Below are 13,882 nucleotides of genomic sequence, written 5' to 3'. Positions count from 1 at the left end.
TCCATTGAGTTAAGTAATTTTTTTAACATAGTTCAACAATTCCTTTTGCAAGAATATTGGAAATATCTATTTGGTTCGTGGGGTGTATTATAGTGTTGCAGGTAATTAGTTGCTTTGCTCCTGCACGTAAAAGCATATTTTCTGTTTGGATATTAAAAAGGGCATGTACACCAATACATATTGGATTTTTAAAACCATAGCTTGTTAATTGCTTTAACGTTTCTAACATGCTTACTCCTGAAGAAATGATGTCATCAACAAGAACAGCGGTATGCTTAATGTTCTTTATCTTAGGTAAAGATACAATAACTTGTTTATCACCTAGACGTTTTTTTTGAGCAATTACAAAAGAAAGATTACTAAAATTGGCTATTTCAGAAACCCATTGCTTACTTTCTTCATCAGGTCCTATCAAAATAGGATTTTTAATATGGGAAGATATCCATTCAGAAATATTTTTTGTAGCATGAAGTGTGAGCAGCGAGGGCATACTGTATATTTCAGAGAGCTGATGGATGCGATGTAAATGCGGGTCAATAGTAATCATTCCGTCGATACAACTTGAGAGTAATTGAGCAAAAATAGTCGATGTAACTGCTTCACCAGAATGAAAACGTTTATCTTGCCGCATATAAGGGAGATAAGGGGCTACTAAGCAAATTTTATTTGCTCCCAGTTCCTTAAGCGTTCTAGACATAAATATCAGTGGTAGTATTTTGCTATTAGGTTGATCAAGGGTACTGACTAAAATAACGGTTTTATTTTTAACTGCTGAATTAATTCGAATATAAGATTCGCTATCAGGGAACGTATGTATTTCTGCATTGCCAATTTCAAAAGATAGTTTGTTGCTTAACGCTTGAGTAAGTTCTTTGTTGCCCGGTAATGAAAAAAGAATGGGATTGTCCATATTGTTACCCTTATGTTTTTTCAGGTGTGATTTTAATAATACTGGGCATAGACAAAGCATAGGCACAGGCGTAATCCAATGTTCCTTTTGACTCTGCATGGATTCGATACAACAATTGCCCTTTTTCTACAGGAGTATTTAATTTTGCAAAAAATTCAATGCCTGCTGCAGGCTCATAAGGAGCTCCTGCCAATTTTGCTACTTTAGCTAGATTCCTATTATCAATTTCAGTAATAAGTCCATTTTGGGTTGCAACAACCTCATGTGTAAATGATGCAGTAGGGGGAACTTTAAAACCACCTTGGGCTTCACAAATGGCTAAGAATTTTTTTAATGCAGTACCACTTTCCAATAGTTTAATTGCTAGCTCTGTGGCTTGCTGAGAGGGTATTTTTTTTCCCAATTCAAGCAAGATCGCAGCAAGTGCAATTGCTTTATTTTTTAAATCGATAGGTGCATCCTTATCATTATGCAGCACTGCTAGGATATCTTTTGCTTCTAAAGCTGGGCCAATACCTTTTCCAAGAGGCTGATCTCCATTTGTTTTTAAAGTAATAACATTCAGTTTAAGAGCATTACCTACTAAAGAAAAATAATTTTGATATTTTAAAAACTCAAGCTCAGAGCGAATTTTTGCTGTCGGCCCCACGGGAATATCTATAAGCACATGCGTAGCACCAACCGCAATTTTCTTAGACAGTACAGATGCTATCATTTGTCCCATAGGATCAATATCCAATACTCTTTCTACTCGAATAAGGATGTCATCTGCCGGGCTTAAACCTAATGCACCACCCCAAACCATGCAGCCTCCTTCACGTGCTACTACCTTTTGAATTTTTGAAAGAGGCAGATTTACTGCGGTCATTGTTTCTATCGTATCGGTAGTACCTGCAGGAGACGTAATTGATCGTGACGAGGTTTTGGGAATAATAAGTCCAGCTGCAGCTACAATAGCTACAACAATGGGGGTTGTTCTATTACCAGGAATACCTCCAACGCTATGCTTATCCAGAATAATAGGATGGTTCCAATGCAATTGCTTGCCTGTTTTCACCATGGCTTGTGTGAGGTAAATAATTTCTTCAATGCTGAGATTGTCATGGCCACAAGCAGTAATAAAGCTTGATAAATGAATATTGGAGTATTTACCGGCTACAATATCACTAATAATTTCATAAAATTGGGATGCTGTGAGTGTATTACCGTATATTTTAGAGCGTACATAGTTTATTGATGTTACAGGAAGCAGGTGAGATATATTAATCAAGTCACCTTCTTTTGCACCAATTTGTTCCCAAGCACTTTCGGAAAGACTGGCTTCATGCTTTTGCAAAATATCAGAATGAATAATATTCAAGTTTGCAATTATCGATTTTTTATTTAACTGAACGATAACCCGGGCTTGTGTTTCGAATCCTTCCGAGATACAAATAAAACAATCTGAACGTATAAAAAGAATAAACTCTTGTCTCGTATCAATACCTAATTTAACTAATTTTAATTTATTTGATCTTTTATGTGATTTATTATTCATCTTAATTTTTCTTGATCTAAATAATTAGGAATCATGCAACTCCAACCAAATCGCTGTTCTATTTTCATTTTAAGAGATTCGGCTGACTCTTTTTCCCCATGAGTAATAAAAATTTTTCGGGGCGCATTTTTTAGATATGCTAACCAGGACAGTATTTCAGTATAATCAGCATGTGCGGACATATTTTCCATCTGTGTTACCTCAGCACGAATCGGAACCATTTGCCCAAACATTTTTATTTCTTTCTCGCCACGAATCATTCTATCGCCACGTGTCCCTCCAGCCTGAAAGCCACTGAAGAGTATCGTGTTTCTATAATCGGGAGCAAAATTTCGTATATGATGTATCACTCGACCCCCGGTGGCCATTCCACTAGCAGAGATTAAAATCATGGGCATTTTTTGTTGACTTAGTGCAATAGATTCCTCTGTACTGCGCACATAGCGAGCAATACCACAAAGTTCAGCACATTGCTGGGCGGTTAAGCGATTTTCATTTGCATGACGAGAGAAGGTTTCTGTCGCATTTGTAGCCATCGGACTATCAACAATAACAGGAATATCTGCAATTACTTTTTTTGATTTTAATTGTTGAATGTAATATAACAAACATTGTGTACGACCGACCGTAAAAGCAGGGATTAAAACGATACCGCCACGTTTTACTGTACGATTAATTATTTCTCCAAGTTGTTCCTCGGGATTTGTTGTACCATGCAAACGGTTGCCATAGGTTGATTCTAAAACTAGGTAATTTGATTCTACTGGAGCCTCAGGAGCATTCATAATGGGATCCTGTACTCGCCCAAGATCTCCTGAAAAAAGTACAGATACATTATGATGGCAAATTCGTATAGAAGATGCGCCAAGAATATGACCCGCATAATGAAAGCTTGCATAAAAATCATCATGCATTTTAAAGTGTTTATTGAAGTCTATAGGATGAAAGTAGTTAAGTGATAATTCGGCATCTTCTCGAGTGTAAAGAGGAAGGGCTGGATGATGTTTCGAATAGCTTTTTTTATTTGCATAAAAAGCTTCCTCTTCCTGAAGATAACCACTATCAGGTAGTAATATTTTACACAAATCATATGTAGCTTCAGTACAAATTATTTTTCCATGAAATCCATTTTTTACCAGTAGCGGAATATATCCACTATGATCAATATGAGCATGTGTAAGCAAGACATAATTAATATTTTGAGGCTTAATAGGTATTGCAGCCCAATTTCTTAAGCGAAGTTCTTTATAACCTTGAAAAAGACCACAGTCGACAAGGATTTTCATATGTTCAGTTTGTACTAAATATTTTGAACCTGTGACTGTTTGAGTAGCACCTAAGAACTGAATTTCCATCAATCATCCTTTATTTTATGGATACTCTCTATTATATGTTGATTTAGGAGAATCTATGAATTAAAAAACGTAAAAAACAATAGGGTCTGTTTACATACCCTAAAGTTAGCAAAAGCAATGATGCTTGAACAAGAGATATTTGGACTCTTCCTCATATTGGCGATTAAGTGAAACGGTATCGGGCATGTGATACAATAAAAACAATATGGGCAATATATGGACAATTAATCGTTCTTAATTTATAATAGCTCTAATTATTCTTTGTAGTCTTCAGCGAAATTAATATGCATCTATTGAGTGATAAGAATAAAACTGAAATCAATGACTTAGTACCATCTATTAGCATGGAAAGTTTATTCTTTTTACCGAATTGGCATGTTTATCATTTAGATTTAGAAGGCAAATATATCAATTGCAATGAAAAATCGTGTGAATTTTTGGAACTGTCACAAGATGAGTTATTGTACAAAACAAATTTTGATTTACCCTGGAAAGAAAACGCAGCCGAATGGCGTGAAAATGATTTTAAAGTGATGTCCTCACAAAAGTCGATAGAATTTACTGAGGACATGGTACATCAAAACAATAAATATACTTGTACAGCAGTTAAATCGCCTGTTTATATAAGGGATAAAGTAAATGGTGTTTTAATTCTTATAAAAATTACTAGCAAAATTCCTTTGGCCAGTATCTCTAACAACGGTATGCTTTCTCAAAGAGAGTTACAATGTCTTTATTATTTAATCAAAGGATTCGCTTTAAAACAGATCGCTCATGTTTTGCAAATTTCCTCCCGAACGGTTGAACATCATATAAATAACGCTAAAACCAAATTAAATTGTTATCATCGAAGTGACTTGATAGAAAAAGCATCCCAACTCACTGATATAAAAAATAAATTATTTCTAGATTCTGTCACCAATTGCCGAATAAAATCATAGACACTCTCAAATACCCTATCTTTTCCAAAGTTAGATAAAATTAAAATTCCTACAAGACTTTATCTCCCTGTCGTACGTCATTATCAATAATCCCAATCAACCTGCTTTCAGAGTTATGAATATATGTCAATGCGTGAATTTCACCGATTCAAATATAAGAACTCAAAAAATACAATTAGATTTTAATTTAAACAAGACGCTAAATGATGTATTACCTATTAACTGATCTTGGCAATAAAACCGCCGCCGAACTAGCTCAGGATTTCGCCACAATTCCAGAGGACACGACAACGATTGATTTGAGCGAGAATGACCTTTACAAGAAAATTACTTCTGAACTAGCTCAAGCGTTTGCGGCAATTCCTGCGAGCGTGATCTCACTTGATTTGAGCTGGAATTCCCTTTACAGGAAAACCGGCGCTGATCTAGCTCAGGCTTTCGCAGCAATTCCTGCGACTGTGACTTCACTTAATTTGTGCGGGAATTTCCTTTACAAAAAAATCAATGCCGACCAGGTCCAAATTTTCGCGGCAATTCCAGCAGGCGTGACCTCACTTGATTTGGGCTGGAATGGTTTGGGTAAAAAAACCGCTGCCGAACTAGCCAAAGCGTTTGCGTCAATTTCAGCGGGCGTGACCTCACTTGATTTGAGCTGGAATCTCTTTTACAACAAAACCGGCGTCGAACTAGCCCAAATTTTCGCGGCAATTCCAGCCGGCGTGACCGCACTTAATTTGCGCGAGAATGACTTTTATAAGAAAACTACGGCTGAACTAATCCAAGCTTTAGTCGCAATTCCAGCTACAGTAACAACGATTACTTTATCTGAACGAGATATTGTAAATCGTTCTGCAACGGAGCTTATTAACCTGGGAAAGGCATTACCGCATACCCTCATTAAAATTGTCGATTCTAACAATGAACCCAGCAAGCATGCAAAAACGCAAGAGCTGCAAAAACACATGGGCGCATGGATTAATGAAGCGCATGCACAACTAACAAATATACCGTTACCCGAGGTTTTGGTTAATCTGATTTTGGAGAAAGAAACTGGGGTTCATGCAGTAGAAATAAGCTCTTTTGCAAAGGCGAATGTCTCTGTCGAAAAAAACAAGAACAAGTTCTTCAAGGCCAATAACCATTTTGCTAATAAGCCCCAGCACGAGGAGGAGCAAGAGATCGTTACGCTGTTTATTGTTTGATAAAAGTCCTGTCCGAGTATAATCCCCTTCTCTTTCATAAAGGCCTTGCGATGCGTCGCGATTACTGCCTAAATAGTGCACCTAAATTGGTCTAAGCTTATTCACAGGCTCTATGCCAATTTAGGGGCACTTTAGTTAGATTAGTGTAATCTAACTTCTTAATTTGACGATCAAAAGAAAACTAAAGTGTCAAAACAAAATCTTATCTTAAATTTACCTGGATTTTCCATAGCAAAAGAAAGTGGTTATCTGGTACTTTAGCTTTTATGATCTGATAACAAGTTCTGAATTATTAAAACCATGTATCGCTCGAAAAGCCATACAATTACTCCCGCGTTCAATGATGGTACGGTTTATGTTGTTGATCGTAATAAACAGTTGTGGGCTTTCGGTGAATTGTATAGAAGATTCAGTTGTAAGCAACCAGGCTTCCTCGCTGGTAATTAATTGTAATTTGGTTGGATCCTGGAGGGATGGAATATGCCTGAATTTGATGTCATGGTGACTGATTATATATTGGCGGTGATCTGCAGTATTTTTGCCGTATCACTCTTTAAAAAAAATAAGCAAACACTCAATCTGTTGTGGGTTCTTTTTTTCTCTTCTATCGCAGTTGGAGCAGTAATGGGAGGCACTGTCCATGGTATATGCTCTGCTGAGACGCGTCTTTGTCAAATACTTTGGACTGGCTCTTTACTGGCAATAGGGATCACTGCAGCAAGTTGTTGGATGATTGGTGTGGTACTTTGGCGTGGTGAGGAGGAGTTGGGTCTTTGGAGTCTTTGCGTATTCGTCTTGTTTATGATCTATGCCTTGATTCTTTTGTTCGTTTCACAAAATTTTCTTATTACCATCATTAATTATGTTCCACCTTTGATTTTCTTACTTATTATCGTTAGTCGAAAATATATCCAAACACAGGATTATAATTTTTTATTAATTACCCTGGGAATTATCTTAAGTTTTGTTGCTGCGGTGTTCCAACAAGCACAAATTGGAATTAACCCCTATTATTTCAACTATAATTCTACATATCACCTGTTAGAGGGAATTGCTTTGTTTTTAATTTATATCGGAGCAAAAAAATAATTTATATCAAGGAATTAGATGAAAAAAAATACGCTACCTTTCCTTAGCCTCTGGATTAGTTCACTTCTGTATAGCAATGCAGTTGTTGCAATTGAAACCGGTGTAAAACTCAACGATATTCATTCCAAATTAAATGCAACCCAAGTGTTAAAAGTAGTCAAGCCGCGTTCGATTGCTGAGATTCAAGCGATTATTCACCAGGCAAGAAAAAATGGACAATCCATTAGTATTAGTGGCGGGCAGCACTCGATGGGAGGGCAGCAATTTGGTACAGGAACGATCAATGTCAATATGTCTGAGTATAATAAAGTGCTTTCTCTCGACTCCCAACGAGGTATCGTCGAGGTTGAATCAGGGATACAGTGGCCGCAATTAATCCATTGGTTACAAACGCATCAACAAGGCAATAAATACATTTGGGCAATTAAACAAAAACAAACGGGCGCCGATGCATTAAGTATTGGCGGTGCCTTGTCATCAAATGTGCATGGCAGAGGCTTAAATATGGGACCAATCATTTATGATATTGAAGCGTTTACCCTTGTCGATGCCAATGGAAAGCTTCTATTTTGCAGTAGAAAAGAGCACCCTGAGCTTTTTAAATTAGTGATAGGAGGTTATGGTTTATTTGGCATAATTGCTACAGTCAAAATCAGACTCGCACCGGTAGTTACTCTCCAGCGAAATGTGCAACTGGTTACGATTAATGATTTTATTCCTCTGGTAACAAAACGTACTCAAGAGGGATTTACTTATGGTGATTTTCAATTCGCCATTGATGCTGACTCAGATGCGTTTATGAACGAGGGGATTGCTTCATTTTATAAGCCAGTCAACACCGAGTTAACTTCAAATCAAGCCATCAAAGAATTATCTGAGAAAGATTGGAGCAGCTTGTTGTATTTAGCCCATACCGATAAAACAAAAGCGTTTGAGCAGTATTCAAAATTTTATCTGACTTCTAATGGTCAACTTTATCGCTCAGACACCTTTCAATTGAGTGTGTATATCGATAATTATCATGATAAGTTTGATCCCAACTCTTCAGAAATGATCAGTGAAATTTATGTTCCGCGAAATAAACTGGCCGCTCTTTTTGCTGATTTGCGTTATGATTTTAGAAAAAATAAAGTCAATCTGATATACGGTACGGTTCGCTTGATTCTCAAAGACAATCAAAGTTACTTGCCTTGGGCAAAAGCTGATTATGCCTCAATCGTTGTTAATTTTCATGTTGACCATAGCCCTGAAGGAATAGCAAAAGCACAACAGGATTTTCAATTACTGATAGACCGGGCACTCCATTACGGTGGAAGTTACTTTCTTACATATCATCGCTGGGCGAGCAAGGATCAGGTGCTGCGTGCTTATCCCCAGTTTATTTCTTTTTTAAGATTAAAACAAAAATATGATCCAACAGGGGTATTTCAATCCGATTGGTATCGTTACTATCAAAATCTTTTTAAAAAAGAGTTAGAGAATGAAAAAAAATAAACCCAGTTCAACGGCTTTGCTTATCTTAAAAGCCATTCTTTTTGTGTCATATGATAAGCAATATGCAGAAATGATCCCTGGTGAATCAACACGACTCAGTCTTATATTTGTGCAATCGCTTTTTAAGTATCCTGGGTTATTACGTTTTGCTATTAAAAATAAACAATGTCGAGCTGTTATTGCCTGGTTTGAACGAAGAACGAATCCCGGATTTTTTCTTCATGTCGCTGCCAGAAAACAATGCATAGAACAATTAAGCAGAGAAGCAATAGAGCATGGGGTAAGTCAAATTATTATTTTGGGTGCTGGGTATGATACTTTGGGATTTCGAATAGCCGCGACCGAGTCTGCGATAACCTGTATTGAAATCGATCATCCTGATACAGCAAAGCATAAATGCGCTGCATTGCAATCAATTAAAAAACCGGAAAATCTTTATTGGCTTAATGCTAACTTGAGACAGCAAAGTATTAAGGAGGTGCTGCAGCAATGTTCAATTTTTGACCCAACTAAAATGACTCTAGTCATAATTGAAGGTGTGCTGATGTATCTTAGGGAAGACGATGTTAAGAAACTGTTTGTTAATCTGTCGATGCTTACCTCTAATGAGCTTGCTTGTATCTTTACCTTTATGAATAAAGAAAAAGGAATGCCCATTCAATTTAAAACAGCCCATCCTTTTGTTAATCGCTGGATCCAAGTAATCAAAGAGCCTTTTTTATGGGGAATCGCAAGGGCGGATCTTTCTGCCTGGATTAAGCCGCTGGGTTTTGAACAAATCGCTGTTTGGGGGCACGAGGAATTAGCTGAAAAGATGGCTGGTAATCCCTTATTGGCTCAGGGAGAGCTCATTTGCCTGATGAGAAAATGCTTATAAAAAAAACATTTGACTTTGATTTAGCAGACTGACAAAAATGAGTAATACCCCACCGCTTTGAGCTGTCTTATATAATACATGCTATAATTATAAGTGAAGCATGTATGCGCAAAAAATTACATATATTCCTATTAATTCCCTTCTCTAAGAGTGGTCCAGCATGAGTCATATGTTGTTAATGAGCTTTGATGATAGCAATTTCATGAACTTAAATCGTACGCTTAATCGATTTATGGAGTACGCTTTTGATTTAATTAAAAAGTCGAGTATTCGTTTTTGTTATATAGGCACAGCCGGTAACGACAGCGTGATCGAACGAGTTTTCTTTACTCGATTTGTTCGTGCAAAATTTGGAAAAACTGCCATTACTTCAAAATTAGTTTTGACAAAATCCCGGTTAACAAAAGAACAACTTGAAACCCATCTTACGCAACAAGATATCCTTTTTGTTGGTGGGGGCAATACAGAAAAAATGTTGGAAATATGGGAAAAATCGGGATTTATTTTTGTCCTAAATAAATTGAAATCCGAAAAACGGTTACCCATTTTAGCCGGTGTAAGTGCTGGCGGAATGTATCCTTTTCATTCAGGATTAAGCGATGCGACACCTGGACAATATAAGGCATTATCTTGCTTAGGTTGGTTTAAAGAAAGTTTTTGTCCACATGCTAATTCGAAAAGAAAGTCGCTTTGCGTTTATAGTGATAATCAATATTTAGAACGCATGGATGCTTACATCTTTGCAGTGAAACAAGGATTATTACCATCAGGTTTTGCTGTGCCAGATGATTGTATGCTCCATTTTGAGAATTTTAATTTAGTGCGGGTTATTTCTTCATTGAAGGATAACAAATGTTACTATGTTACTCATGAAAAAGTTACTGATTTAGATGCAGTTTATCCAGCTAATATAAATGACTCGAATGTTCGTCCAGAATGTTGGAGCATGTTATTTAAGTACATAGATTATTTCAAACAATGTAAAGCAAAATTACTTAGGGATAATGGATAGCCAAAACATCATACTCAACTGCTTTTTCTAGGTTTAAAGCTCACTGTAATGAGCGCGAATCAAGTAGTTTTAATAAATTGAAACCAATAACATTTCGAAATTCAGATCTTAAATTGCCTGATATTATGAGATATGACTTACCATGCTCGTCTCGATCAAACCAAATATTGAGTACATTTCGTTCAACTAACTTATCATTATGATACGCTTTAAGTGGCTTTTGCTGAAACCCAAACAATTTTGTTTCAGAGTTATCATAAATAAAATGATTCAGGATATTGATATTAACAAAAAAACTATGTTTCTTACGTGCTAAAAAAACTCGACCAAACATCAATAAAATTTCATAATTTAATTTATATTTATAAAAAACACGGGTATATATTTTTGCGAAAAGTTTTATAAGGAAATTACCGAGTTTTTTATTTTTCCAATCTTTTTTCAAAAGAAAAGCAATTTTTATTATAGCGGGACATGATTGATAATAATAATTTTCAATTCGCGAATCCTGTACTTGCTTTGTTAATTCGAGTAAGGTGTTCGGTTGATTTAAGTTGATTTTAATCACATCATTTCGAACAAAAAGCCCTACCGCATTATCATAGGTCTCATTTTCACGAATTGATTTAACAAAATTAATGACTGCTATTTTATTTTTATCATTGATATATGGAGACAAAATAGAACCAGTCGCTGCGATTAATGTATCTCCAATACCGACTCGATTTTTTTTGCAAAAGCTACGTAATCCTTTCAAGGTATTTTCTGGTATCTCAAAATAAGTAGTACACGATGAATTCATGCGATTCAAAATTTGATTTTGTGGAAAAACCAGCAAGGGAATATTTTTTAAATAATTATCCCAGAAGTCGATGTTTTTTGATAAATTTCTATTAAGATCTTTTTGTTCATGGAGAATATAATCATAAAAAACTAATTCCTGTTGTCCGACTGTCTCAGATTCTGCCTTATACTCAACATATGCATGAGACATCTCATTCAACACAATTTCCGCTGATATTTCATCGCTGATAAAATGGGATAACGCGATGTGTATTTCACAAGAATTATTTCCGAGTTGGAATAATTTAAATAGAATTAATGGTAATCTATTCTTCCACCTGCGATTTTCTAATTCATCTAACGATGCATGTAATTCGTGTTCTTGTTCTTCCAATTTCAAGTCACTAAGGTCCTTTTCAATGACTTTAAATTGAAGAATATTTTCTGTGGATATTGCAAAGGTGAATATCTTGCTATGCGATAGCATAGCATTGGATGATTTTTACATAATAATTCAAAGACACTATCTAATTTCTTTTTATCCAAATTTCCCGCGATACGTTTTCGAGTCACTATGTTGGTTACTTTCGACCTGGGGTAGAATAATTTCATTAACCAGAATAAGAATTGCAATTCATTTAATGGCATTGCTTTTAAAGGTGGCGGACGATGATTTCCATTTTCATCTTCGAAAATATCTGCTGCATTATGGATAACATTAGCAAGATGAGCAATCGTTTCTGTATTATACAAATCCTGTAATAAAATATTTTTATGCGTGACTTTTCGAATCTTTGTGATCAATCGAGCCGCTGATAATGAATTACCACCTAAATCAAAAAAATTATCATGGATACCAATGTGCTTTAAATTCAATGTTTCTGACCAAATTTTTTTAAGAGTGATTTCAATTTCATTTCGTGGTTTTATAACTTGATTGGATTCCTTCGCTTCGGGCCCAGGTTCAGGTAATTTATGGGTATCTAATTTACCGCTTGCGGACAAGGGAAGTTCATCTAAAATCACAAAAAATGCGGGTACCATGTAATCAGGTAATCGATTTTTAAGATAATCACGCAAATCATTTGTATTTAATTTTGCAGACCCGGTGGGAACGCAATAGGCAACCAATTGTTTTTCTTCAAACTCATCACGTTCTGATCTCGCTAGAATAACAATATGTTGAATACCCGTATATGATGCCAAACATTTTTCAATTTCACCAATTTCAACTCGGAATCCTCTAATTTTAATTTGATGATCTTTTCTTTCAACAAACTCAATAGTTCCATCTTTTAAATAGCAACATAAATCTCCAGTTTTATATAATTTGCCTGAGTTAAAAGGATTTTTAACAAATTTTTTCTCAGTTAGTTTTTTTTTATTTAAGTATCCTTTAGCAATACCATCACCACCAATATATAACTCACCCAAAACTCCAACAGATACTGGATGCATATTTTTATCTAAGATAAACAAGCTCGTATTTAATGCAGGTTTTCCAATTGGAATTCGATGCTTATATTGATCAATATTATTTTTATCAATGATCATCCATGATGACGCAACAGTGGCTTCCGTGGGGCCATATTCACAAAATAACTTATGTTTTGGAAATTTTTTTAACCAATCCTCGATATCTCGTGCTAACAAAGTCTCGCCACCAAAGACAATGTATTTTAAATTCAGTATCTTATTCTCGCCCAAGACAATACCGTTGATTTGTCTGAAACGACTTGGGGTGATTTTAATGATCGAAACATGTGTATCTTGCAAATGATTTATATATAAATAGGGATCTCTTTTATCCGTTTCAGAACAAATTGCTATTTTTATTCCTTTTATCAAGGGAAATAAGGTGCATGCCACTGAAAAATCAAATGAAATGGAAGATGAAAAATCAAAAATATCTTTTGATGAAATTGAAATGGCCTTACCAAACCAATGCATAAAATGATTTACATTACGATGGGTAATCATTACGCCTTTAGGTTTTCCAGTCGATCCGGACGTGTAGATTACATAAGCTAAATCACTCGTTTGGTTAACATGTTTTGGATTGGTAGTTGGATATGTTGCTAACTTTGATTTAATTGCGTCCCAACAGATCATTTGTGATGTTGTTATTTCTTCAAATTGATTCGCGAGTTGGGAATGAGTAATTAGAATTTTTGCGCATGAATCAGATAATATAATTTTTTGACGTAGAGCAGGATTGTTCGGATCTAATGGAATATAGGCACCTCCCGATTTTAAAATCCCCAAGATACCGATTAATAATTCAAAACAGGGTTCCATGCAGATTGCGACTAAGGTATTTCGTTTCACACCTATTTCTCTTAAATGATGCGCCAACTGATTGGCTTGATCATTAAGATCGTTGTAGGTCAGTGTATTCGATTTATAGATCAACGCTACTTGATGGAAGACCTTTTCAATTTGTTTTTCGAACAGTTCGGGTATGATTTTATCGTACGGATATTTAGATTCGGTTTGATTCCATTCTTCTAAGATTTTCTGTCGTTCCTCTAAACTCATATCCATTGATGATGAGGTCATGCATAAGCTCCATAAATGCGTATATATACTGCATATTATCGTGTCCTTCCGGCAAGGCTGTGTGACAGAGTTTAAATGATTTTGTAAAGTACGCTCTCCTTAAATTGTGGAGATTTACTCAAT

The 13,882-nt window shown here is 35.7% G+C and carries 11 protein-coding genes; 6 read left to right on the top strand and 5 right to left on the bottom strand.

The window, feature by feature from the left end; genetic code table 11:
- Positions 1-22: 22 nt before the first annotated feature.
- The 3 genes from Lani_RS14440 to Lani_RS14430 are packed head-to-tail and all read right to left on the bottom strand — an operon-like array spanning position 23 to position 3,802.
- Entirely contained in the window at positions 23-910 is an 888-nt protein-coding gene (locus tag Lani_RS14440) for a ribose-phosphate diphosphokinase (protein WP_019235532.1), read from the bottom strand.
- A 10-nt stretch (positions 911-920) separates the two neighbouring features.
- Positions 921-2,447 (bottom strand): thymidine phosphorylase family protein, encoded by a 1,527-nt coding sequence (locus tag Lani_RS14435; protein ID WP_019235531.1) that lies wholly within the window; start codon positions 2,445-2,447, stop codon positions 921-923.
- Complete coding sequence (locus tag Lani_RS14430) at positions 2,444-3,802, bottom strand: MBL fold metallo-hydrolase RNA specificity domain-containing protein (RefSeq protein ID WP_019235530.1); 1,359 nt, start codon at positions 3,800-3,802, stop codon at positions 2,444-2,446. Before Lani_RS14430 ends, Lani_RS14435 begins: the two co-directional genes overlap by 4 nt.
- 284 nt (positions 3,803-4,086) lie before the next feature.
- On the opposite strand from Lani_RS14430, the gene Lani_RS14425 reads away from it, so the two are divergent.
- From Lani_RS14425 to Lani_RS14400, 6 genes are all read left to right on the top strand, one after another.
- Complete coding sequence (locus Lani_RS14425; protein WP_019235529.1) at positions 4,087-4,743, top strand: LuxR family transcriptional regulator; 657 nt, start codon at positions 4,087-4,089, stop codon at positions 4,741-4,743.
- 203 nt (positions 4,744-4,946) lie between these two features.
- Positions 4,947-5,945, top strand: a complete 999-nt coding sequence (locus Lani_RS14420) for a leucine-rich repeat domain-containing protein (RefSeq protein ID WP_127908228.1) — start codon at positions 4,947-4,949, stop codon at positions 5,943-5,945.
- A 480-nt stretch (positions 5,946-6,425) separates the two neighbouring features.
- Positions 6,426-7,034, top strand: coding sequence for a DUF6962 family protein (locus Lani_RS14415; protein WP_019235527.1), 609 nt, complete (start codon positions 6,426-6,428; stop codon positions 7,032-7,034).
- Positions 7,035-7,052: 18 nt separating this feature from the next.
- The gene (locus Lani_RS14410; RefSeq protein WP_019235526.1) at positions 7,053-8,528 is read left to right on the top strand and encodes an FAD-binding oxidoreductase; all 1,476 of its coding nucleotides are present in this window, start codon (positions 7,053-7,055) and stop codon (positions 8,526-8,528) included.
- Positions 8,515-9,405 (top strand): class I SAM-dependent methyltransferase, encoded by an 891-nt coding sequence (locus Lani_RS14405; protein WP_019235525.1) that lies wholly within the window; start codon positions 8,515-8,517, stop codon positions 9,403-9,405. Before Lani_RS14410 ends, Lani_RS14405 begins: the two co-directional genes overlap by 14 nt.
- Before the next feature lie 160 nt (positions 9,406-9,565).
- Entirely contained in the window at positions 9,566-10,417 is an 852-nt protein-coding gene (locus Lani_RS14400; RefSeq protein WP_081595207.1) for a Type 1 glutamine amidotransferase-like domain-containing protein, read from the top strand.
- Between the two features lie 40 nt (positions 10,418-10,457).
- On the opposite strand, the gene Lani_RS14395 is transcribed toward Lani_RS14400, so the two are convergent.
- Both Lani_RS14395 and Lani_RS14390 read right to left on the bottom strand, forming a co-directional pair.
- Positions 10,458-11,600 carry a condensation domain-containing protein gene (locus tag Lani_RS14395; RefSeq protein WP_019235523.1) on the bottom strand — a complete coding sequence of 381 codons (1,143 nt, stop codon included), beginning with the start codon at positions 11,598-11,600 and terminating at the stop codon, positions 10,458-10,460.
- A complete protein-coding gene (locus tag Lani_RS14390) occupies positions 11,597-13,759 on the bottom strand; it encodes a non-ribosomal peptide synthetase (protein WP_019235522.1) in 2,163 nt (720 codons plus the stop codon). The genes Lani_RS14395 and Lani_RS14390 overlap by 4 nt, the downstream gene beginning before the upstream one ends.
- Between the last annotated feature and the right edge of the window lie 123 nt (positions 13,760-13,882).

This window comes from Legionella anisa (assembly GCF_001467525.1).
Classification (GTDB): Bacteria; Pseudomonadota; Gammaproteobacteria; order Legionellales; family Legionellaceae; genus Legionella; species Legionella anisa.
This window is presented reverse-complemented; position numbering and strand designations above follow the sequence as displayed.